We start from the raw sequence: 23,225 nt of genomic DNA, 5'->3' as shown, positions 1-23,225 counted from the left end.
TGAGATGAACGAGTCACCGGTAATCGGCCACTACATCAACGGACACCTGGACACGGGCGAGGGCGAGCGTTACAGCGATGTCTTCAACCCGGCAATCGGCACGGTCCAGGCGCGTGTTGCGCTGGCCAGCGTGAAGACCGTGGATGAAGCGGTTGCGGCGGCCAAGGCGGCGTTTCCGGCCTGGTCCGAGCAGTCCTCGTTGCGCCGTGCGCGGGTGATGTTCAAGTTCAAGGAACTGCTGGACCAGCACCACGACGAACTGGCGCAGATCATTTGCCGCGAGCACGGCAAGGTGTTGTCCGACGCACGCGGCGAGGTGGTGCGCGGTATCGAGATCGTCGAATTTGCCTGCGGTGCCCCCAGCCTGTTGAAGAGCGATTTCAGCGACAACATCGGCGGCGGTATCGATAACTGGAACCTGCGTCAGCCACTGGGCGTCTGCGCCGGGGTCACGCCGTTCAACTTTCCGGTCATGGTGCCCTTGTGGATGATCCCCATGGCGTTGGTGACCGGCAACTGCTTCATCCTCAAACCTTCCGAACGCGATCCGTCGGCCAGCCTGCTGATGGCGCGCCTGCTCAAGGAAGCCGGTCTGCCCGATGGCGTCTTCAATGTGGTGCAGGGTGACAAGGTGGCGGTTGATGCGTTGCTGCAGCACCCTGACATCGAGGCTATTTCCTTCGTCGGCTCGACCCCGATCGCTGAATACATCCATCAGCAAGGCACTGCCCACGGCAAGCGCGTGCAGGCGCTGGGCGGGGCCAAGAACCATATGATCGTGATGCCCGACGCTGATCTGGATCAGGCCGCCGACGCGTTGATCGGGGCGGCCTATGGCTCGGCAGGGGAGCGCTGCATGGCGATCTCGATTGCCGTGGTGGTCGGCGATGTCGGCCAGCGTCTTATCGACAAGCTGCTGCCGCGCATCGACCAGCTCAAGGTCGGCAACGGCATGCAGGCCGATTCGGACATGGGGCCGCTGGTCACCGCCGTGCACAAGGCCAAGGTCGAGGGTTTCATCGATCAGGGCGTCAAAGAGGGCGCCAGGCTGCTCGTCGATGGGCGCAACTTCAAGGTGCCGGGTGCCGAGCAGGGCTTTTTCGTCGGCGCGACGCTGTTCGACCACGTCACGCCGCAGATGCAGATTTACAAGGAAGAAATCTTCGGCCCGGTGCTGGGCATCGTCCACGTTGCGGATTTCGCCAGCGCCGTGGCGCTGATCAACGCACACGAGTTCGGCAATGGTGTGTCGTGCTTCACCAGCGATGGCGGCGTGGCCCGCGCGTTCGCTCGCAGCATCAAGGTCGGCATGGTCGGCATTAACGTGCCGATCCCGGTACCCATGGCCTGGCATTCGTTTGGCGGCTGGAAGCGGTCGTTGTTTGGCGATCACCATGCCTATGGCGAAGAAGGCCTGCGTTTTTACAGCCGCTACAAAAGCGTCATGCAACGCTGGCCGGACAGCATCGCCAAAGGCCCCGAGTTCAGTATGCCGACTGCCAAATAGTCTTCATCAATGGAATGTTGCGGAGAACAAAAACAATGAACCACCCTCTGCGTTTCGCCCTTAATCGAATGGTCGCGCCGCGCCTGTCTCTGGAAAGTTTCGTCGACCTGGCGGTCAAGCTGGGTGCCGATGCCATCGAGATTCGCAACGACCTCAAGGGCATCGAGATCGAAGACGGCACTGCCCCCGAGGTCGTCCGTGATCTTTGTGCGGCCAGGGGGGTAGAGGTGTTGTCCATCAACGCCCTGTACCCGTTCGATGTCTGGAACCAAGAGCGCGCTGCCCAGGCGACGAAGCTGGCGCAGTACGCCCGCGACTGCGGTGCCCGCGGTCTGGTGCTGTGCCCGCTCAATGACCGTGCCGACCCGCGCAACGGTGCGCAGCGCGCTGCGGGATTACGCACCGCATTGACGGCCTTGGCCCCGATTCTTCGCGAGCACGGAATTCTCGGCTTCGTCGAACCCCTCGGCTTTGAGGAGTGCTCGCTGCGACTCAAGCGTCAAGCGGTGGATGCGATCAAAGCTGTCGGCGGGCTGGATGTTTACCGACTGGTTCACGATACCTTTCACCACCATCTGGCCGGCGAGGTCGAGTTGTTCCCGGAGCTGACCGGGTTGGTACATATCTCCGGTGTCGAGGATGCGCAGACACCGCTCAACAGCATTCGCGATGGTCATCGCGTGCTGGTCGGCGAAGGCGACATTCTGGGTAATGCGTCGCAGATCGAGCGCTTGCTGGACAGCGGCTATGAGGGACATCTGTCGTTCGAACCGTTTGCTGAAAGCGTTCACGTGCTGGATGACATTCCTCAGGCAATAGCGGCAAGCATGACGCATTTGTCACGAGCCGTTTCGCAGCGTCACTGACTTCAGCCGTCAGGCCGGCTTAAACCCTGGCCACCTCAAACAAGAACAAGGTGCGAACATGAGTACAACCCGACTGACCATGGCCCAGGCCCTGGTGAAGTTTCTCGATAACCAGTACGTCGAAGTCGACGGCGTACAGAGCAAATTCGTCGCCGGCATTTTCACCATTTTCGGGCATGGCAACGTGCTGGGGCTTGGGCAGGCGCTGGAGCAGGACAGCGGCGACCTGGTGGTCCATCAGGGCCGTAACGAGCAGGGCATGTGCCACGCCGCCATCGGTTTTGCCAAGCAGCACCTGCGTCGCAAGATCTACGCGTGCAGTTCATCGGTCGGCCCTGGCGCGGCGAACATGGTCACCGCTGCGGCAACGGCCTCGGCCAACCGTATTCCGTTGCTGCTGTTGCCGGGCGATGTCTACGCCAGCCGCCAGCCCGATCCGGTGCTGCAGCAGATCGAGCAGTTTCACGACCTGAGTATCAGCACCAACGACGCGTTCAAGGCGGTGAGCAAATACTGGGACCGCATCAACCGGCCCGAGCAGTTGATGAGCGCAGCGCTCAATGCCATGCGCGTACTGACCGACCCGGCCGACACGGGCGCCGTTACCCTGGCGCTGCCTCAGGATGTGCAGGCTGAAGCCTACGACTATCCGGATAGCTTCCTGCAAAAACGCGTGCACCGTATCGACCGGCGTCCTCCAAGCAAGGCCATGCTTGACGACGCGTTGCAACTACTTGTCGGCAAGCGCAAGCCGTTGCTGATCTGCGGCGGCGGGGTGCGTTACTCCGGCGCGGCGGATGCCTTGCAAGCCTTTGCCGAGCGCTTCGATATCCCGTTCGCCGAAACTCAGGCCGGCAAAAGTGCCATCGTTTCGGCGCACCCGTTGAACATGGGCGGCATCGGCGAAACCGGCACGCTGGCGGCCAATCGGCTGGCCAAAGAGGCTGACCTGATCATCGGCGTAGGCACCCGTTACAGCGATTTCACCACCGCGTCGAAATGGCTGTTTCAGAACCCGGATGTGCAGTTTCTCAACCTCAATGTCGGTGCCTTTGATGTGCAGAAACTGGACGGCGTGCAGGTCCTGGCCGATGCGCAGATGGCATTGCAGGCGCTGACCGAAAGCCTCCAGGCCTGCGGTTATCGTGCGGCCTGGGGCGATGCACCGCGATCGGCACGTGCCGAGCTGGATGCCGAGGTGGATCGCCTGTACGCGGTCGAGTACCAGCGTGAGGATTTTGTCCCGGAAATCAACGATCACCTGGACCCTGCCGTGCTGCGCGATTTCATCGAGCTGACGGGTTCGTGTCTGACTCAGAGTGGTGTATTGGGCATCCTCAACCAGAGCCTGCCTGCCGATGCGGTGATCGTTGCAGCAGCGGGCAGCTTGCCGGGTGATCTGCAGCGCGCCTGGCGCAGTACCGGAGTCGACACCTATCACGTCGAATACGGTTATTCGTGCATGGGTTATGAGGTCAACGCCGCACTGGGCGTTAAGCTCGCAGCGCCGCACCGCGAAGTCTTTGCGCTGGTCGGCGATGGCTCTTACATGATGCTCCATTCGGAACTGGCCACCTCGATCCAGGAGCGGCGCAAGATCAACGTGGTGCTGCTGGACAACATGACTTTCGGCTGCATCAACAATCTGCAGATGGAGCACGGCATGAACAGCTTCGGCACCGAGTTCCGTTTCCGCAATCCGGAAACCGGCAAGCTCGACGGTGACTTTGTGCCAGTGGATTTCGCCATGAGTGCTGCCGCCTATGGCTGCAAGACCTACAAGGTGAGTACTGCCGAACAACTGCGCCAGGCGCTCGCCGATGCGCAACGTCAGACCGTGTCGACGCTGATCGACATCAAGGTCCTGCCCAAGACGATGATCCACAAATACCTGTCGTGGTGGCGTGTCGGGGTTGCCGAAGTGTCGACCACCGGCACTACCGCTCAGGTGTATAAAAAGCTCAATCGCGAGCTGCTCAAGGCTCGTCAGTACTGATCACTTTTATCGTTCAGCGCCCGTGATCCCTTCACGGGTACATCCAATAACAAAAAAGGAACATGAAAATGGCATTGAAACTCGGCGTGATCGGTACAGGCGCAATCGGTCAGGATCATATCCGGCGTTGCAGCAAGACGCTGGTCGGCAGTCAGGTGGTGGCCGTCACCGACATCAATCTCGAACAGGCAGCGAAGGTGGTGCGCGATCTGGACCTCGGCGCCGAAGTGTATGCCGACGGGCACGCATTGATCGCCGCGCCGGATGTCGAGGCGGTCCTGGTCTGCTCCTGGGGGCCCAGTCACGAAGAATATGTGCTGGCAGCCATCGCTGCGGGCAAGCCGGTGTTCTGCGAAAAGCCGCTGGCAGTCACTGCCGAAGGCTGCCGGCACATTGTCGAAGCCGAGATCGCCAGTGGCAGGCGTCTGGTACAGGTGGGGTTCATGCGCCCTTATGACCAGGGCTATCGCGCGCTCAAGGCAGTGATCGACAGCGGCCGGATCGGCGAGCCGCTGATGCTCCACTGCGCGCACCGCAACCCGAGTGTGGGCGAGAATTACAAGACCGACATGGCCATCACCGATACGCTCATTCACGAACTCAACGTACTGCGCTGGCTGCTCGACGATGACTACGTGTCGGTGCAGGTGGTATTCCCGCGCAAGACCAGCAAGGCCCTGGCGCACCTGAAGGACCCGCAGATCGTGATGCTGGAAACGGTCAAGGGCACGCGCATCGACGTCGAAGTATTCGTCAATTGTCAGTATGGCTACGACATCCAGTGTGAAGTCGTCGGCGAGACTGGCATTGCCAGACTGCCGGAGCCCTCTCAGGTCCAGTTGCGCAGCGAGGCGAAGCTGTCCAACGCGATTCTGATGGACTGGAAAGACCGCTTCATCGCTGCTTACGACGTCGAGTTGCAGGACTTCATCGATGGCGTCAAAGCGGGGACTCTCTACGGCCCTTCGGCCTGGGACGGATATGCCGCCGCTGTGGCCGCCGATGCCTGCGTGCTGGCGCAGAACACGGGTGCAGTCGTGCCGATCACCCTCGCCATGCGTCCGGTGTTCTATAGCTGACCATTCTGCGTTTAACCAGTACATCTCTTGAAAGGAATAAAAGGAGGCATCATGCGTATTGCACTGGACCCTTACATGTATCGCCATCTGTCTCTGGGGGCGATGGTCGATAAAACCGCGGAGCTGGGTTATGACTATATCGAGCTGTCGCCGCGTGAAGATTTCATGCCGTTTTACAAATACCCACGGGTGGATCGGGCGCGGATCAGGGAGTTTCGCAAGGCGCTGAGCGATGCCGGGGTGAAACTCTCCTCGCTGCTGCCGCTGTACCACTGGGCTGCGCCAGATGAAGACCTGCGTATTGCAGCGGTTCGCAACTGGAAACGTGCCATTCAGGTCGCCGTTGAAATGGACTGCGACCTGATGAATACCGAGTTCAGCGGGCAATCCGACCATGCGCTGGTCTGTGAAAACCAGTTCATGAAATCCATGGATGAATTGATGCCGCATTTCGAGCGCGAAGGCATAAAGCTCGATATTCAGGCGCACCCCTACGATTTCTGCGAGCGCAACAACGAGTCGGTGGATATCATTCGCGGGCTCGATCGCGACTGGATCAACTACCTGTACGCGGCACCACACACTTTCTTCTACGACGATGGCGTTGGCGATATCGCTTCGATGCTGCGCTATGCCGGCGACAAGCTCACGCATCTGATCATTGCCGACACCTATAATCACCGGGCTTCTTCCAACCTGCGCTACATCGTCAACCCGCCCGGCGTGACGGCGACGGTGCATCAGCACCTGGACATCGGCCAGGGCGAGGTGAACTGGGAGGCGTTCTTCTCGACGTTGCGGGACATCAAGTTCGACGGCATTGCCACAGTGGCGGTATTTGCCTGGGAGGAACGCGCAGACGAATCGAGCCGATTCATGCTGGAGCGGGTCAAAAGCGAGCTGCTCCGTTGAAACGGCGGCATCAACTACACAACCGACGGCTGCGGCCATGAGGTTCATGGACTACAGGAGACATGCATGCGAGCAGGGCTGGTGGGCTATGGCAAAGGCGGGCGTTACTTTCATGCGACGCTGATTTCAAGTTTGCCGGGTGCCACGTTTGTGGGTGTGGTGACCCGTTCACCCGAGCGCAAACAGGAAGTGGCCAAAGACCATCCCGGCGTGGCGACCTTCGACACGCTGGCCGAGCTGGTCGCTGCCGGGGTTGATGTGGTGGTGATTTCCACACCGTTGGCCTCGCGCCGAGCGTTGATCCTCGAAGCGATAGAACTGGGTGTCGGAGTGGTCAGCGACAAGCCCTTCGCCAGTGATGCAGCGCAGGCACGCGAGCTGGTGGACGCGGCCGAGCGCCGTGGCGTACTGCTCAGCGTTTATCAGAACCGCCGCTGGGATTCGGACTTCCTCACCGTGCGCAAATTGCTCGACAGTGAGGCTCTGGGCGCGGTTAGCCGGTTCGAGTCCAGCATCGAGCGTTATTCGCCACGGTCTGTCGGCAAAGCCAGCGGCGGTGGCGTGCTGCGTGATCTGGGCAGTCATCTGGTGGATCAGGCGCTGGTGCTGTTCGGGCCGGTCGAACGGGTGTATGCCGAATTGCAATTCGCTGCGCCGCAAGACGAACTGGACCACACGTTCTTCGTTTCCCTGAGGCATGCCAGCGGCGTGACTTCACACTTGTCCGGCAGTTGCCTGCAAAACAGTGCCAAACCGCGTTTCAGGGTCAGTGGGGCGAAGGGCTGTTACAGCGTGGACGGGCTGGACGGCCAGGAAGAGGCCGCCTTTGCCGGGCTCACGCCAAAGTCCGAGGGCGAGCGCTGGGGTGTCGAGGAGCATCGGCGCTGGGGCTGGTTCGAGCAGGGTGAGCATCGCGAGCGTGTACCCTCGGAGCGCGGTTGCTGGCTGGAGTTCTACCGCCAGCTGCAAAGCGCCGTCGACGAGCAGGGCAGTAATCCGGTCAATCCGCATGATGCGATAGCCTCGGCGCAAATCATGGATGCCGCGCGCCTGAGTGCCAGAGAAGGGCGCGTTGTGGCGCTATAGCCATTGCGCACTGCAGCGCATCCAGCAGTCCGTTATCGAAAAGAGCCTGACGCTTGCCATGCGTCGGGCTCTGTCGTTTCTGCAACCGAATAAAATGAAATGGAATAAAATCCTAAAATCAGTTGAATTGGAAAATATTTTCCAATAGAGTCGTTTTCAGGTTACCGACGATCGAATCACTCGCGTTTTGAAGGTTTTTCAGATCACGAGAAGCAAGCCCGACAAAAACAAAACAAAACAAAAGATAGGTACTGTCGATGAAAACCCCTACCTCTGGCGTCACCGCCAAGCGCTCTGCCACCCCGTCATTCTGGATCCGGACCCTGGAGCGATTTCTCACCGTCGTCGCCCGGGGCCTGTGCGTGCGCCACAAGGATGCGCAACTGTTCTGCATCCCCGGTGCTACCGGGATCCGCCTGTCACGCTGATTTGCTGCATCCACACAACAACAAGAATTTGGAGACAGATCCTCATGAAGACCAAGATTGCTTTGACCTCGTTGGCGATGGCGCTGATGCTGGGCAGCGGTGCAGCGTTGGCCGATATCAAGATCGGTGTGTCCATGTCGCAGTTCGATGACACCTGGCTGACCTACCTGCGTGACGATATGAGTGCCAAGGCCAAGGTCATGTCCACGACCGAGAAAGTGGACCTGCAGTTCGTCGATGCCCGCGCGGACGTCAACAAGCAGCTCGATCAGGTCAAGGACCTGATCAACAAGAAAGTCGACGCGCTGATCGTCAACCCGGTCGACACTGCCGCCACTGCGCGGATCACCAAGGAAGCGGTCGCCGCCGGTATCCCGCTGGTCTACGTCAACCGCCGCCCGGACGATCTGAATCTGCCAGCAGGCGTCGCCACCGTGACGTCGGATGACGTGGAAGCCGGTCGACTTCAGGCGCAATACATCGCCGACAAAATGAAAGACAAGGGCGATGTCATGATTCTCCTGGGTGACCTGGCCAACAACTCCACGCAAAACCGCACCAAGGGCGTCAAGGAGGTCTTGGACAAGTACCCGGACATCAAGATAGAAGAGGAGCAGACGGGTACCTACCTGCGCCAGAAGGGCATGGACCTGACCAACGACTGGCTCACTCAAGGGCGCAAATTCAATGCGGTGCTGGCCAACAACGATGAAATGGCCATTGGCGCGGCGATGGCGCTGAAGCAGGCAGGTGTGGAGAAAGGCAGCATTTTGATCGCCGGTGTCGACGGTACGCCAGACGGACTGAACGCCGTGACCAAGGGCGATCTGGCCGTATCGGTCTATCAGGACGCGAAAGGGCAGGCCGACGGGGCGATAGATGCCGCGGTGAAACTGGCCAGGAAGGAAAAGGTCGAGCCCCAGGCGATCATCATTCCCTATCGCCTGATAACCCCTGAAAACGTCGCCACTTTCAAATAACAACGATCGTCAGGCCCGGCAGGGCACGCAAATGCTCTGCCGCAGCCTGCCGCTTGAGGAGTTGTGATCATGTTCGGTTCTGCTACTGCCAATCCGCCCGCGCAACGCGATCTGCCGTCCGGCGACGGGGATGGCGGGGCGCCTGACGCCCAGGCCCCGTATCTGCTGGAAATCAGCCATGTCACCAAGGGCTTTCCTGGCGTGGTTGCGCTCAATGATGTGCAACTGCGTGTTCGCCCTGGCAGCGTGCTGGCGCTGATGGGCGAGAACGGAGCCGGAAAATCTACCCTGATGAAAATCATTGCGGGCATCTATCAGCCGGACGCGGGCGAAATACGTCTGCGTGGCAAGTCGGTCAGCTTCGATACACCTCTTTCCGCGTTGCAGGCAGGCATCGCCATGATTCATCAGGAACTGAACCTGATGCCGTTCATGAGCATTGCCGAGAACATCTGGATCGGTCGCGAGCAGCTCAACGGCCTGCACATGGTCGATCACCGCGAGATGCACCGCTGCACTGCCGAGCTGCTGGAGCGCCTGCGCATCAACCTCGATCCCGAGGAACTGGTCGGCACGCTGAGTATTGCCGAGCGGCAGATGGTGGAGATCGCCAAGGCCGTGTCATACAACTCGGACGTGCTGATCATGGACGAACCGACCTCGGCCATCACCGAAACCGAAGTCGCTCACCTGTTCTCGATCATCAGCGACCTGCGTGCCCAGGGCAAAGGCATCATCTACATCACCCACAAGATGAACGAAGTCTTCGAAATCGCCGACGAGGTGGCGGTGTTCCGCGACGGTGCCTACATCGGTCTGCAGCGCGCTGAAAGCATGGATGGCGACAGTCTGATCACCATGATGGTGGGCCGGGAACTGACCCAGCTGTTCCCCGAGCGGGAGAAACCGGCAGGCGATGTGTTGCTGTCCGTCAACCGGCTGAGCCTGAACGGCATTTTCAAGGATGTGAGCTTCGACCTGCGTGCCGGGGAGGTGCTTGGCATTGCCGGGCTGATGGGTTCCGGGCGCACCAATGTAGCCGAGACGCTGTTTGGCATAACCCCCAGCGACAGCGGCGAGGTGCGCTTCGATGGCAAGACGGTGCACATCGGCGATCCACATCAGGCCATCGAACTGGGTTTTGCGCTACTCACGGAGGACCGCAAATTGACTGGTCTGTTTCCATGCCTGTCGGTGATGGAAAACATGGAGATGGCCGTGCTGGCCAACTATGCCGGCAACGGTTTCGTGCAACAGAAGGCCTTGCGCGCCCTGTGCGAAGACATGTGCAAAAAGCTTCGGGTCAAGACGCCGTCACTGGAGCAGTGCATCGACACATTATCCGGGGGTAACCAGCAGAAGGCGCTGCTGGCGCGCTGGCTGATGACCAACCCCAAGGTACTGATTCTGGATGAGCCGACACGCGGTATCGACGTGGGTGCCAAGGTAGAAATCTACCGCCTGATCTCCCTGCTGGCCAGTGAAGGCATGGCGGTCATCATGATTTCCTCTGAGCTGCCGGAGGTTCTCGGCATGAGTGACCGGGTCATGGTCATGCACGAAGGCGAAATGATGGGCATCCTTGATCGCAGTGAAGCGACCCAGGAAAAAGTCATGCATCTGGCCTCCGGCCACAAGGTTCATTGAGTTCGCACTACAGGGCTCGGTAGAAGAAGAACAAGAGGATAACGAACATGAGCGACGCGATTCTGCAAAATAAACCGGCCATGACGCCGACCAGAAGCAAACGGCGGCTGCCCACCGAACTGAGCATCTTTCTGGTGCTGATCGGCATCGGCCTGATCTTTGAACTGTTCGGCTGGATCGTCCGTGATCAGAGCTTCCTGCTCAATTCCCAGCGTCTGGTACTGATGATCCTGCAGGTGTCGATCATCGGCTTGCTGGCCATCGGCGTGACCCAAGTGATCATCACCACCGGCATCGATCTCTCCTCCGGCTCGGTGCTTGCGCTTTCAGCGATGATTGCCGCGAGCCTGGCTCAGACTTCCGACTTCTCCCGGGCGGTGTTTCCGTCGCTGACCGACCTGCCGGTGTGGATTCCGGTCGTTGTCGGTCTCGGCGTCGGGCTGCTGGCGGGCGCCATCAATGGCAGCATCATTGCCATAACCGGTATTCCGCCGTTCATTGCCACGCTGGGCATGATGGTCTCTGCGCGCGGCCTTGCACGCTTCTACACCGAAGGTCAGCCGGTCAGCATGCTCTCCGACTCGTACACGGCCATTGGCCAGGGCGCGATGCCGGTGATCATCTTCCTGGTGGTGGCGGTCATCTTTCACATAGCCCTGCGTTACACCAAGTACGGCAAGTACACCTACGCCATTGGCGGCAACATGCAGGCGGCACGCACCTCGGGGATCAACGTCAAGCGCCATCTGGTCATCGTCTACAGCATCGCCGGGCTGCTGGCCGGGCTGGCGGGTGTGGTTGCCTCGGCGCGAGCGGCAACCGGGCAGGCCGGGATGGGCATGTCCTACGAGCTGGACGCCATCGCCGCTGCGGTCATCGGCGGCACTAGCCTTTCCGGAGGGGTCGGGCGGATTACCGGTACGGTGATCGGTGCGCTGATCCTCGGCGTGATGGCCAGCGGTTTCACCTTTGTCGGCGTGGACGCCTATGTTCAGGACATTATCAAAGGCTTGATCATTGTCGTGGCCGTGGTAATCGATCAGTATCGCAACAAGCGCAAGACCAAGCGCTGATTCCATCACCTGCATCGAAGGGCCTTTCAAGGCCCTTTTGTGCGTTGGAGTTTGCAGGAACCGATTCGTTGTCAGTGGGTCAGAGCCTCATCAAGCAACCTGCTGGCCAGGTCTTTCGCCCGCATTTGAAGGGTTTTACGGTATTCGCTGTACAAAAATCCTTCAATTGTGTTGCCGAGCCCGCTAGCCGGCCTTAGACTGCCGCCCCTCGTAAATTGAGTGCCAGGTGGCGCTTGGAGATTATTGGTTTGTACGGCAACGTCAGGCCGCTCCTCAATGCACGTTTTTTTATAGAGAAATAAATGACAAAGGAAAAGTTGCTGGCCATGCCGGCCGATGACTACATGAACGCCGAGCAGCACGCTTTCTTCGTCGAGCTGTTGCAGGGCATGAAGGTCGAGATCCATGAGCGTATCGAGCAGAGCCGCATTGCGATCGAGAGCCTGGACACGCCTGCCGATCCGGCTGACGCTGCTTCGGTCGAAGAAGAGCGTCACTGGCTGGTCAACGTGATCGATCGCGACCAGCGCATGCTGCCACAGTTGGAAATGGCCCTTTCGCGTATTGCCGATGACACCTTCGGCTGGTGCGACGACAGCGGCGAGCCAATCGGCCTCAAGCGCCTGCTGATCAGCCCGACCACCAAGTATTGCATCGAAGCGCAAGAGCGCCACGAGCAGATCGACAAGCACCAGCGCCAGGCCTGATAGACAGGTAACAGCGACTGAGTGTCCAGACCGGGAGGCAAGCAATTGCCTCCCGGTTTTGTTGTGCCCGGAATTTGTCGAAAACGCGTTGACGTCCATCGCCCGGTCGCTACGACCAACAGCGCATGGCACAAGGCCGTTATCTGGCGTTTAATAGCGCCATAACGACAATGACAGACGGGGTGACGCAACATGGCCGACAACCTATCCATGGCAGCCGGATTACCGCTGGCCGATACGCCCGAGGCTGCATCGAGGTGGTGGGTGCCGGCGGTGCAAAGCGTGGTCCTGTGCCTGCTGCTCGCCGCCATGAGCGTTGCAGGCCTGTCGCTGTATGTCGTCGTTCCGCTGGCGTTGCTGGTGGTCTGGTTGCCGCGCCTGGTGCGCAGCAGGCAAGCGCTTCCAGGCAGCGCGGTGGGCGACAGCGATATCGCCTTGCTGACCCGCGATCTGTCGCGCACCACCAGTCATAACGCGCTGTCTGCGGCCCAGGTGGCCTTTTCGGTCGGGCAACTGGCTGGCAAGGTGCAGTCGCAACTGGGGGCTGCCGAACAGATCGTCAGCAGTGCCGAACAGATGATCGCCACCGAGCAACAGACAGCCCAGTTGAGTCAGCAGGCATTGGTTGCCGCCAGCGAGGCGCGCCAGCGCAGCGAATCGGGCAGCAGCGTGCTGAATGAGTCCATTGAACGCATGCACCGCCTGAGCAAGCGTGCCGTCGGCAGCCGTGCGCTGATCGAGGCACTCAGCCAGCGCAGTGAAGAGATCCAGCGTGTGACGCTGGTCATTCAGTCGATTGCCAGCCAGACCAACCTGCTGGCGCTCAACGCCGCCATCGAAGCGGCGCGGGCTGGCGAGCACGGACGCGGTTTTGCGGTGGTTGCCGACGAAGTCCGCGGGCTCGCTGGCCGAACTGCGAGTGCCACGGGCGAGGTCGGGCAGATGGTGGCGGATATCCAGCAGCGCACCGCACAAGTCGTGGAGCAGATTCGCGAGTTGTCGTCCGATCTGGATGTGGGGGTCGAGCAGGTCGAGCTGACCGGCGAGCACCTGGGCAATATCGCCCGGCTTGCGGTCGAACTGGAAAGCCAGGTCGGCGAAATCGCGCAGGGCGCGAGGAGCAATCAGGATCAGTTGGCGAGCCTGTTCGACGCTGTCGAGCACATGCGCAGTGATCTTTCTGTCAGCGATGAGCAGACCCGGCAACTGGCCAAGTCCGCAGTGCAGATGGAGGGGCAGGCCGAGACTATCAGTCAGCGCCTGGCGCAGGTCGGTCTGGATGAATACCACCAACGCATTTACGACCTGGCTCGTGAAGGCGCGCGAATGATCAGCGAAAAATTCGAGGCCGATATCGAACAGGGACGCGTCAGCCTTGATGACCTGTTCGACCGCAATTACAAACCCGTCGCCAATACTTCACCCACTCGCTTTACAACACGTTTCGACCGTTATACCGATCAGGTATTGCCAGCACTGCAAGAACCGCTGCTGTCGCGCCGCGAAGGTCTGGTATTTGCCATCGCCTGTACCCAGCAAGGCTATGTGCCGACGCACAACAACGCCTTCAGTCAGCCTTTGACAGGCGATGCCACGGCGGATAATGCGCACAATCGGAGCAAGCGCAAGTTCGATGACCGTACCGGCATTCGCTGTGGCAGCCACCAACAGCCGGTCCTGCTGCAAACTTACACGCGAGACACCGGTGAACTGATGCACGACCTGTCCGTGCCGATCCTGGTCAACGGCCGACATTGGGGCGGCCTGCGCTTGGGGTACAGGCCGCAAGGCCGCTGAGACGCGTAACCGATCATTCAGGCCGGCAAAAGGGCTGGCCTGTTAGTTGGTTTTTTTGAAAGAAATAACTAATCAGCAAAGTTGCTGGCGCGTGTGTAGGTTTTTAGTTGAAGGTAATAAAGTCATGGCGATAGAAGTTGTAGGAGCTGTCTGAAAACGTGCAACATGGCTTGACTGCTCACTGTCTTTAAGCAAGCTGTTTAAATCAACGTTATTTACGTTTTGATTTAAGCGCAGCCTTTTCATGGCTTGCCTCTAGGGACGGAAGTGTTATGAGCGATAAACGGAATTTTCAACAGTCGGCAGCCCTTTCAGATGTGGTGACACGGCGCGTCACGGCGCGGGTAGGGATTTTCTTCGATGGGACGGGAAATAATCGCGTCAATAGTCAGATCGGAGCCGACTGCCAGGCATTGATGGAGATCAATGAGGGGCAGCATATTAAAGCGTGCGCGGGTCGTCATGTTCAGCCTGGCAGTAGTTACAGTAATGATCCAAGCAATATAGCCAGACTGGTCGATATCTACCGTCTGCAACCTGTTGCCGAAAATGACGGTGAAGGCCTGAAGGTGTATTACCCGATCTATGTAAGCGGGGCCGGCACCACCTCCGGTGGACGTGATTCGGTATGGCCGGGGCAGAGTTTCGGTCGCGGGGCCACCGGTGTGATCTCCAAGGTGGAAAACGCATTCAAAAAGCTGGAATCGGTATTGAAAGCGTTTCCCCGCGACAACCCGGATTGTGTGCTCGAAGCGCTGGAACTGGACGTGTTCGGCTTCAGCCGAGGTGCAGCGTCGGCCAGGCATCTGGTCAATGAAATACTCAAGCAGCGTTCGGGCATGCTCGAGCCGATACTTGAAAGCCGCAAGGCCAGGCTGAGCGACAGTTTCAGCTGGAGCAACGGCAGCGTACGGCTCAAGGTCATCGGTCTGTTCGACACCGTTGCAGCCATCGGCAGCTTCAAGGACATGGGCAATACCCGCGATGCGAGCAACAGGAGAGTCAATCTTTACCTGCCGCCGGGGTGTGCGCAGCAGGTGTTGCATCTGGTGGCCCGCGATGAGTCACGGCGCAACTTTGCGCTGAACAGCGTTCGGCCCGTGTGGCCCAGGGAAATCGTTCTGCCCGGTGCACATTCCGATATCGGTGGGGGTTACCCTCCACAGATGGAGGAAAGCGTATTGCTCACGCGTCCCCGCAGCAGTGTGGTCAGCCGTGGCAGCCCGTGCGAGGAGGCACCAAGCTGGAAGGAGGCACAGGCTGAATTGAACCGAATGAACCGCGATCACTGGATCGACCCGCTCGATAGTCAGGCCTGGCTGAGGGTTCAGGCTTGCGAGAGCAAGTGTTATCCGTGCAGGAAAAGCCTGAATGGCATGAGTACAGTTGTTGCCGCAGTGGGGATGGGCCGCCAGGTATTTGGCCACCTGTCGAGAGTATCGTTGCTGGTGATGCACACACTGGCGTGTGATGAGGGCGTGCCTTTCAATCCGGTGCCACTGACCCCCGAATTCCAGTTGCCTCCCGAGCTCGAGAACATCTCTACCCGGTTGATCGACTACGCGCGAGGCGGGCCTTACCTGCTGGACAGTCATGAAGAGGCATTACTGCGCTGGCGCTATATCCATCAGTCTGCGCACTGGAATGCAGTGGTCGGCAGAGTGGGTACATTAGGCGACGCTGTTTTCGTCCACGCACCCCAGTCAGGCGGCCGGATATTGCATCCCAATATCGGCCAGCCCGGTTATCCGCAATAGGCCTCAACGCCCGAGTGGCTTACTCGGGCTTTTTGTGAAGACGCACGTTCAGTTCGTCGACCACCATCGCCCATTCGGCATCTTCGTGCAGCTGCTCCTTGAGAAAGTCAGACTGACGCGGCGTCCAGAACTCTGCGTCGATCAGTTTGACGTCGTCGGGCAGAGGATGGCTGGCGATAAACTTTTCGATGCTCTCATCATCGGAGTCCAGCGCCAATTGGGCGAACAGGTCGTTGATGGTAGTTGTAGTCTGTTCCATGTCATCTCCTCGCCGGGGGTTATCCCCGTATTCATCAGTTCTTATGGGAGTAGTGGGCACAGGCAAGAGTTCGATGCATTTGGCTGTGCAGGAAAAGATGGCTTTTTCTACAGCGGCTATAAATGATATGTTTCTGCTATCGCAGGACGCACACATTGCAGGCTGGAACCCGTCCAGCCTTTGCGCCGTGCCCGGGCTGACCTTTATTTTCGGGGCCCCAGCGCTTGCGCGACACTGCTGTGTACAAAAGGTATATATCCCGTAGCTGCCATGAGCCGGTAGAATCCGCCACCCGCCTGCACAAGGTTTGCGGCGGCGCTGTCTGCGCTTCTGCGTGCAGCATGCCGGAGAATTTCCGGCCACATGAAGCGGTCTATGGATGAATCACTTTCTCGACTGCCCTGACATCGGGCAGCCTCATTTCATGTTTGAGGGTTTGTACTTTGGCTGTAAGTAATCTGGATACCCATGCCTTGTTCGTGCTCGGCGATCTCCGCGCACAATTGGTCAAGCAGTTCCAATCCCGTTTTGTCTACATCACCGAGCAATCAGCCGAAGGCATCTATATCGCCGAAATCGACACCGAAAGCGCATTGGTCGTCGACGACAAACCTCGCCTTGAGCTCAAGGTGGGCGATCATTTCCGTGCTTCTGTTCTGCCCAGCCGCGAGGGCGGCAAGCTCGAATTGAAATTCCGTGAAATCAAGACCACCGTGTACGGGCTGGGCGAATATGCTTTCGTCGACATCCCAGAAGGTCACGGTATCGTGTTCAAGGAAGGTCAGACCGTGTTCATGGTTTTCGCTGCGAAAGAGCAATTGCAGATCGGCATGAGCAAGCTTCTCAAAGGCGCCGTCGGCAAGGCTGCCAAATGGCGCAAGGGCGAGCTGACGTTCAAGGCCAGCGAGTAACACTGGCCAGACGTTGATTCAGCCGCCTGCCGATTCTCCGTTGCCGGTACCGCTGCTGACCTCCGCGGGTACGTCGTCACCGGCCATGCGCTTGCGGAACAGCGCCGTCCGCGCCAGCAACAGCGTAGTCACCGGTACCGTGATCGCCAGCAATACCGGGATCAGCCAGGCGTGGATCACCGGCTCCGCCTTCAGCGCCGAAAAGTAGATGATCGACGCCAGCGCAACGCACCAGGCGCCCAGCGTCGACGCGAGGGCGGGTGGATGCATGCGCTGGAAAAAGTCCTTGAGGCGCAGCAGTCCCAGAGCACCGGTCAAGGCGAACAGGCTGCTGGCGATCAGCAGCCCGGCGGTCATTATTTCCACCCAGAAAGGTACTGTGTTCGGCAGTCCGGTCATTCGATCACTTCTCCGCGCAGCAGGAACTTGGCCAGAGCGAACGAGCCGACGAAGCCGAACAGGGCAATCAGCATGGCCGCTTCGAAATACGTGTCACTGGCGTAGCGAATGCCAAGCACCAGCATCATCAGCATGGCAATGATGTACAGATAGTCCAGCGCCAGTACCCGGTCCTGGGCCGAAGGCCCCTTGAGCAGGCGCAGCAGGGTGATCACCATCGCCAGGGCGAAGATCAGCAGGCTGATCAGGATGGCGTTGTCGAGCAGTGCACTCATTGAAAGATCTCCATCAACGGTCGCTCATAGGTGGTTTTGAAGTGCTCGATGAATTGCGCTTCGTCCTCCAGGTCGAAGACATGCATCAGCAGCACGCTGCGATCCAGTGCCAGCTCCGACCACACCGTTCCGGGGACTACCGTGGTGACCATCGCCAGCGCGGCGAGGCCGTGAGCGTTGTGCAGTTCCAGTGGAATACGCACGAAGGCCGAGCGTGGCGGACGGCTTTCGAGCCGCCAGACGCTCAGGCCGACCTGCACGTTGGAGACCACCACGTCGCGTCCCACCCGCCATAGAAACTTCAGGATCGTGCCGGGTTTGCGAATACGTACCGGCAGCGGGCGCAAAGGAGCCATCAACAGCGGCGCGAGAAAACCCAGCACCGCGCCCAGCAGCAGGTGACCGGGGCTGATCGACAGGTTCAATACCAGCCAAAGCAGCCAGAGTGCCAACGAGAGGAGAGGTGCGGGAAACAGGCGTTTCATGGCTGTCCCTCCGCATCGACTTCCTGACTGGTGGGGCCCGGTATCGGGCGTGTGGCGAGCACTGACTGCACGTACTGCTTGGGCTCATGCAGCGCTGCAGCGGTGTCCTGGGTGTAGCGCAACAAGGGTTCGGCCTTGAAGGTCAGCGCGATACACAGACCCAGAAGAATGATGATCGGCAGGCATTCGTTGCGGCGCAGCATCGGCGAAGGACGCTCGTGTGGCGTCCAGAAACGTTGCGTGCCGAGCCTTGAAAAAGCGATCAGCGACGCCAGTCCAGAAAAGATCAGCAGGCCGATCAGCATCCACGCCTGAGTGGAAAGCGCCTCATCCTTCGCGACGTCCAGGCCCAGCGGGTTCATCAGGGCGCTGATCAAGGTGAGCTTGCCGATGAACCCCGAGAGCGGCGGCATGCCGATGATCAGCAAGGCGCAGGCGATAAAACTCAGGCCCAGAAAAGCCATGGTCATGGGAATGACCTGACCGACCACGACCTTCTGTTCGTCGTCCAGGTTAGCGCCGGGCGGCGGATGTAGAGACTCCAGGGTACGAGGCAATTGATCCACGTCGTATTCCAGAGGGATCTCGTTGGCCGAGCGGGAGCGTTCGATCAGTTCGCCCAGCAGGAACATAGCGCTCAATGCCAGCGTCGAGCTGACCATGTAGAACAGCGCGCCCGAGGTCAGGCTCGGTTGGGCGAAGCCAACGGCGGACAGCAGAATGCCTGCTGACACCAGTATGCTCAGGCTGGCGAGTCGTTCCAGGCGCTGGGCGGCGATGATGGCGATGGCCGCGGTGAAAATCGTCGCCATGCCGCCGTAGATCAGCCAGTCGCCGCCGAAGAAGGCCGACGCACCGGCCTGACCGGAAAACAGCAGGGTCCACAGGCGCAGCAGGGTGTAGACCCCCACTTTGGTCATGATCGCAAACATCGCCGCCACCGGCGCGCTGGCTGCCGAATAGGCGGGAACCAACCAGAAGTTCAGCGGCCACATGCCAGCCTTGGCCAGGAACGCCGTGGCCAGAATTGCAGCCCCCGCGTGCAGCAGGCCCAGATCGGACTCCGCTACCTGCGGGATCTTGATGGCCAGGTCGGCGAAGTTCAGCGTGCCGGTCACCCCGTAAATCAACGCTGCACCGATCAGAAACAGCGACGACGCCAGCAGGTTGATCGAAATGTAATGCAGGCCCGTCGACACCCGTGCCCGGCCGGAGCCGTGCAGCATCAGGCCGTAGGACGCCGCGAGCAGTACTTCGAAGAACACGAACAGGTTGAACAGATCCGCAGTCAGGAACGCGCCGTACAGCCCCATGAGCTGGATCTGGAACAGCGCGTGGAAGCTGGCACCGGCCCTGTCCCAGCGGGCCAGCGCGAACAGCAGGGCGCAGACTCCGACAATCCCGGTCAGGACGAGCATCATCGCTGACAGGTGGTCGACCACCAGCACGATGCCGAACGGCACGCCCCAGTTGCCCGGCAGATAGACACCGATCGAGCCGCTGCTGCCGCTGTGTTGCACCCAGAGAAACAGCGCTACGGAAATGCCCAGCCCGAGGATGCTGGAAAACAGATTGATACGGCCCTTGAGCGGCCGGTGCTTTTCGCCCAGCCAGAGCATCAGCCCGGCGGTCAGCAGCGGCAGCAGGATGGGCGCGATGATCAGTTGGTTCATCCAGCTCATGCCTTGGGCTCCCGGCCATCTACATGGTCGGTGCCGGTCAGGCCCCTGGAGGCGAGCAAGACCACCAGAAACAGCGCGGTCATGGCGAAGCTGATGACAATCGCGGTCAGCACCAGCGCCTGTGGCAACGGATCAGTGTAATTGAGCAGGTCCTGAGGAATGCCGTCCTTGATGATCGGCTCTCTGCCGATGAACAGGCTGCCCATGCTGAAGATGAACAGGTTGACCCCGTACGACAACAGGCACAGTCCCATCACTACCTGGAAGGTACGTGGCCTGAGGATCAGCCAGACGCCCGAGGCGGCCAGTACACCGATGGCGATTGCAATGACTTCTTCCATCAGAGGATTCCTTGCGGGTTGGCGACAGGCTTGGGCAACTGCGTCGGCCGATGGCTGCGCACCGACTGGTGAGCCAGTGCGGTGAGAATCAACAGCGTCGAGCCGACCACCACGGCGTACACGCCGACATCGAAGAACAGCGCGCTGGCAATGTGAATATCACCCAGGATCGGCAGATCGACATGGGCGGTGTGGGTGGTCATGAACGGATAACCCAGCGCCATCGAGCCTGCGCCGGTCAGAACCGCGCATAACAGGCCCGTGCCCATCCAGCGTAGCGGGCGCAGGCTCATTTGCGCCTCGACCCACTGGGTGCCTGCCACCATGTATTGCAGAATGAACGCCACCGACATCACCAGCCCGGCAACAAACCCGCCGCCAGGCTGGTTGTGGCCGCGGACGAACAGGTACATCGAAATGATGAAGGCAATCGGCAGCAGCAATCGAACCAGCGCTGCCGGAACCATCATGAAACCGAGCGCGGTATCGCTGGCGCTGCGCGGGTTGACCAGGTCCGTTACCACGTCACGGGCCAGCAGGCGCTGTTGTGCGGGCAGCAGAATGCTTTCCTTCGGTGGGCGGAAGCGTCGCAACAGAGCGAACACTGTCATGGCGACCGCCGCCAGCACGGTGATCTCGCCAAACGTGTCGAAGCCGCGGAAATCCACCAGCATCACGTTGACCACGTTGGTGCCGCCGCCCTGGGGCAGCGCACGACTCAGGTAGAAGGACGAGATGGCGTTGGGCGTCTGGCGGGTCAGCATGGCGTAGGAGAGTATCGCCATGCCCAGTCCCACGAGCACCGCCAGGCCGAAGTCGCGGATGCGTCGGGTGCGGGCACGCAGGCGTGCGCTGAGCGGGGCGACGTCTTCATTGCGTCGCGGCAGCCAGCGCAAACCGAGCAGGATCAGCACGGTGGTCACCACCTCCACGACCAGTTGCGTCAGTGCCAGATCAGGGGCCGAGAACCAGACGAAGGTAATGCAGGTCATCAGCCCGCAGACGCTGACCATCACCAGTGCCGCCAAACGGTGATATTTACCCTGCCAGGCCGCGCCTATGGCGCAGGCAATCGCGATGAGCCACAGCGTGACAAACACCCCGGAACCCGGAATCTTCGGTCTGTCGCCTCAGGTCAGGCCGCTGAAATACATCGGAATGAAACCGCCCAGTACCGCCGCGAGCACCAGCAGAAACAGTTGCGGCTGCAGGCGGCGAGTGCTGACCTTGCGTTCGAAACGGCGTGCCCAGTGCATCATCACCACCTGACTGCGCTCGAAAAAGCGCTTGCCATTGAGACGTCCCACCAGCGGCGGGGCGGTGATGCGCTCGTGCTTGAGCGGCTTGCGCAGTAATAGATACAGAATGATACCGCCCGCCATTGCCACCAGGCTCATGACCATCGGCAGGTTCCAGCCGTGCCAGATCGCCAGGCTGTATTCGGGCAGTGTGCCACCGACCACCGGACGCGCAGCGGCGGCGAGCAGGGGCGCGACCGATTGCGCCGGGAAAATCCCCACCACCAGACACGTCAGCACCAGCAGTTCGACCGGCGCACGCATCCAGCGCGGCGGTTCGTGGGGCAAGTGCGGCAGATCCTTGGCCGCCGGACCGAAAAACACATCGACCGTGAAGCGCAGCGAATAGGCAACGCTGAAGATCCCGGCGATGGTCGCGATCACCGGCAAGGCAATCTCGACCCAGGCAGTGGCGGAAATAAACACGGTTTCGGCAAAGAACATTTCCTTGGATAGAAAACCGTTGAGCAGCGGCACGCCGGCCATCGAGGCGCTGGCGACCATCGCCAGTGTCGCGGTGTAGGGCAGCAGCCTTACCAGACCACTGAGACGCCGGATATCGCGGGTTCCGCTCTCGTGGTCGATGATGCCGGCGGCCATGAACAGCGACGCCTTGAAGGTCGCGTGGTTGAGAATATGGAACACCGCAGCCACCGCAGCCAGCGGGCTGTTGAGGCCGAGCAGCAGGGTGATCAGGCCCAGGTGGCTGATGGTCGAATAGGCCAGCAGGCCCTTGAGGTCATTCTGAAAGATGGCCGCGTAGGCGCCGAGAATCAGCGTGCAGGCACCCGCGCCACTGACGATCCAGAACCATTGCTCGGTGCCGGACAGCGCCGGCCACATGCGCGCCATGAGAAACACCCCGGCCTTGACCATGGTCGCCGAGTGCAGATACGCCGACACCGGCGTGGGGGCCGCCATAGCGTGCGGCAGCCAGAAATGGAACGGGAACTGGGCGCTTTTGGTCAGTGCGCCGATCAGAATCAGGGTGAGTAACACCGGGTACAAGGCGTGTGCACGAATCGCGTCACCGGCGGCCAGGACACGGTCCAGGTCGTAACTGCCGGCCACATGGCCGAGGATCATCATGCCGGCCAGCAGCGCCAGACCGCCCGCACCGGTGACCATCAGCGCCATGTAAGCGCCGCGTCGGGCATCGGCCCGATGGTGCCAGTAGCCGATCAGCAGGAACGAGAACAGGCTGGTCAGCTCCCAGAAAAACACGATCTGAATCAGATTGCCGGACATCACCAGTCCGAGCATGGCGCCCATGAAGGCCAGGAAAAACGCAAAGAAGCGCGGCACCGGATCGTCCGGCGACATGTAATAACGCGCGTACAGCGAGACCAGCGCACCGATGCCCAGCACCAGCATCGAGAACAGCCAGGCGAAGCCGTCGATGCGCAGAACGAAGTTCATGCCCAGGCTTGGCAGCCAGAAATACTCTTCACGAATCACGCCGCCGTCGGCGATCTGCGGGAACCACAAGGCCATCTGCACCGCGCCGATGAGGGCGATCAGACCGGCCAGAAACGATTCCGCATTACGCGCGTTGTGCGGCAATAAGGCCGCCAGACAGCTGCCGATGAAAGGCAGAAGCAGTAGAACTATCAGGGACATAGGCTTCTAATCTGCAGGGGAATGTCAAGCATCATACGTGTCAGACACTCCGATACCAAAGGGACGGTTTCCGAAATTTCCTACAAAAAGTGTCTGCTTTTTTAATTCGGTAAATAATTA

General features: G+C 60.0%; 20 protein-coding genes and 1 pseudogene. 14 read left to right on the top strand and 7 right to left on the bottom strand.

The features are described 5' to 3' along the window. Positions 1 to 4 precede the first annotated feature (4 nt). The 13 genes from V476_RS01440 (at position 5) to V476_RS01380 (ending at position 15,835) form a co-directional block, all read left to right on the top strand. Positions 5 to 1,507, top strand: a complete 1,503-nt coding sequence (locus V476_RS01440; protein WP_024960515.1) for a CoA-acylating methylmalonate-semialdehyde dehydrogenase — start codon at positions 5 to 7, stop codon at positions 1,505 to 1,507. A 35-nt stretch (positions 1,508 to 1,542) separates the two neighbouring features. After that, positions 1,543 to 2,373, top strand: a complete 831-nt coding sequence (locus V476_RS01435) for a TIM barrel protein (protein WP_024649387.1) — start codon at positions 1,543 to 1,545, stop codon at positions 2,371 to 2,373. A gap of 58 nt (positions 2,374 to 2,431) precedes the next feature. After that, positions 2,432 to 4,369, top strand: a complete 1,938-nt coding sequence (gene iolD / locus V476_RS01430; RefSeq protein ID WP_024960514.1) for a 3D-(3,5/4)-trihydroxycyclohexane-1,2-dione acylhydrolase (decyclizing) — start codon at positions 2,432 to 2,434, stop codon at positions 4,367 to 4,369. 68 nt (positions 4,370 to 4,437) lie between these two features. Beyond that, positions 4,438 to 5,448 carry a bifunctional inositol 2-dehydrogenase/D-chiro-inositol 1-dehydrogenase gene (gene iolG, locus V476_RS01425; RefSeq protein ID WP_003391656.1) on the top strand — a complete coding sequence of 337 codons (1,011 nt, stop codon included), beginning with the start codon at positions 4,438 to 4,440 and terminating at the stop codon, positions 5,446 to 5,448. A 51-nt stretch (positions 5,449 to 5,499) separates the two neighbouring features. Beyond that, positions 5,500 to 6,360, top strand: a complete 861-nt coding sequence (locus tag V476_RS01420; protein WP_003349149.1) for a sugar phosphate isomerase/epimerase family protein — start codon at positions 5,500 to 5,502, stop codon at positions 6,358 to 6,360. 66 nt (positions 6,361 to 6,426) lie between these two features. Further along, on the top strand, positions 6,427 to 7,446 hold the full coding sequence (locus V476_RS01415) for a Gfo/Idh/MocA family protein (RefSeq protein WP_024960513.1): 1,020 nt from the start codon (positions 6,427 to 6,429) through the stop codon (positions 7,444 to 7,446). A gap of 257 nt (positions 7,447 to 7,703) precedes the next feature. Beyond that, entirely contained in the window at positions 7,704 to 7,874 is a 171-nt protein-coding gene (locus V476_RS28530; protein WP_154219789.1) for a hypothetical protein, read from the top strand. Positions 7,875 to 7,918: 44 nt separating this feature from the next. Next, entirely contained in the window at positions 7,919 to 8,854 is a 936-nt protein-coding gene (locus V476_RS01405) for a sugar ABC transporter substrate-binding protein (RefSeq protein WP_024960511.1), read from the top strand. A gap of 69 nt (positions 8,855 to 8,923) precedes the next feature. After that, positions 8,924 to 10,501 (top strand): sugar ABC transporter ATP-binding protein, encoded by a 1,578-nt coding sequence (locus V476_RS01400; protein WP_024960510.1) that lies wholly within the window; start codon positions 8,924 to 8,926, stop codon positions 10,499 to 10,501. 47 nt (positions 10,502 to 10,548) lie between these two features. Continuing rightward, the gene (locus tag V476_RS01395) at positions 10,549 to 11,574 is read left to right on the top strand and encodes an ABC transporter permease (protein WP_003370536.1); all 1,026 of its coding nucleotides are present in this window, start codon (positions 10,549 to 10,551) and stop codon (positions 11,572 to 11,574) included. A gap of 302 nt (positions 11,575 to 11,876) precedes the next feature. Next, on the top strand, positions 11,877 to 12,281 hold the full coding sequence (locus V476_RS01390; RefSeq protein ID WP_002554078.1) for a TraR/DksA family transcriptional regulator: 405 nt from the start codon (positions 11,877 to 11,879) through the stop codon (positions 12,279 to 12,281). A gap of 192 nt (positions 12,282 to 12,473) precedes the next feature. After that, positions 12,474 to 14,078 (top strand): methyl-accepting chemotaxis protein, encoded by a 1,605-nt coding sequence (locus tag V476_RS01385; protein ID WP_024960509.1) that lies wholly within the window; start codon positions 12,474 to 12,476, stop codon positions 14,076 to 14,078. Positions 14,079 to 14,350: 272 nt separating this feature from the next. Further along, on the top strand, positions 14,351 to 15,835 hold the full coding sequence (locus tag V476_RS01380) for a T6SS phospholipase effector Tle1-like catalytic domain-containing protein (protein WP_024960508.1): 1,485 nt from the start codon (positions 14,351 to 14,353) through the stop codon (positions 15,833 to 15,835). A 19-nt stretch (positions 15,836 to 15,854) separates the two neighbouring features. Here V476_RS01380 and V476_RS01375 read toward each other — a convergent pair whose 3' ends face one another. Next, a complete protein-coding gene (locus tag V476_RS01375) occupies positions 15,855 to 16,094 on the bottom strand; it encodes a DUF2789 domain-containing protein (protein WP_003315766.1) in 240 nt (79 codons plus the stop codon). Between the two features lie 443 nt (positions 16,095 to 16,537). On the opposite strand from V476_RS01375, the gene V476_RS01365 reads away from it, so the two are divergent. Next, a complete protein-coding gene (locus tag V476_RS01365; protein WP_003412111.1) occupies positions 16,538 to 17,005 on the top strand; it encodes a hypothetical protein in 468 nt (155 codons plus the stop codon). A gap of 18 nt (positions 17,006 to 17,023) precedes the next feature. Here V476_RS01365 and V476_RS01360 read toward each other — a convergent pair whose 3' ends face one another. The 6 genes and pseudogenes from V476_RS01360 to V476_RS01335 all read right to left on the bottom strand — a co-directional run bounded on the left by V476_RS01360 (position 17,024) and on the right by V476_RS01335 (position 23,105). Beyond that, positions 17,024 to 17,404, bottom strand: coding sequence for a Na+/H+ antiporter subunit G (locus V476_RS01360; RefSeq protein WP_024649393.1), 381 nt, complete (start codon positions 17,402 to 17,404; stop codon positions 17,024 to 17,026). After that, positions 17,401 to 17,679 (bottom strand): K+/H+ antiporter subunit F, encoded by a 279-nt coding sequence (locus V476_RS01355; protein ID WP_002554071.1) that lies wholly within the window; start codon positions 17,677 to 17,679, stop codon positions 17,401 to 17,403. The genes V476_RS01360 and V476_RS01355 overlap by 4 nt, the downstream gene beginning before the upstream one ends. Then, entirely contained in the window at positions 17,676 to 18,164 is a 489-nt protein-coding gene (locus V476_RS01350; protein ID WP_024649394.1) for a Na+/H+ antiporter subunit E, read from the bottom strand. The genes V476_RS01355 and V476_RS01350 overlap by 4 nt, the downstream gene beginning before the upstream one ends. Beyond that, the gene (locus V476_RS01345; protein ID WP_003427086.1) at positions 18,161 to 19,846 is read right to left on the bottom strand and encodes a monovalent cation/H+ antiporter subunit D; all 1,686 of its coding nucleotides are present in this window, start codon (positions 19,844 to 19,846) and stop codon (positions 18,161 to 18,163) included. Before V476_RS01345 ends, V476_RS01350 begins: the two co-directional genes overlap by 4 nt. After that, on the bottom strand, positions 19,843 to 20,187 hold the full coding sequence (locus V476_RS01340; protein ID WP_002554068.1) for a Na+/H+ antiporter subunit C: 345 nt from the start codon (positions 20,185 to 20,187) through the stop codon (positions 19,843 to 19,845). The genes V476_RS01345 and V476_RS01340 overlap by 4 nt, the downstream gene beginning before the upstream one ends. Then, positions 20,187 to 23,105: pseudogene (locus V476_RS01335) on the bottom strand (monovalent cation/H+ antiporter subunit A). Before V476_RS01335 ends, V476_RS01340 begins: the two are co-directional and overlap by 1 nt. Positions 23,106 to 23,225: the final 120 nt, after the last annotated feature.

Source organism: Pseudomonas syringae KCTC 12500 (assembly GCF_000507185.2).
Taxonomy (GTDB): Bacteria; Pseudomonadota; Gammaproteobacteria; order Pseudomonadales; family Pseudomonadaceae; genus Aquipseudomonas; species Aquipseudomonas syringae.
This window is presented reverse-complemented; position numbering and strand designations above follow the sequence as displayed.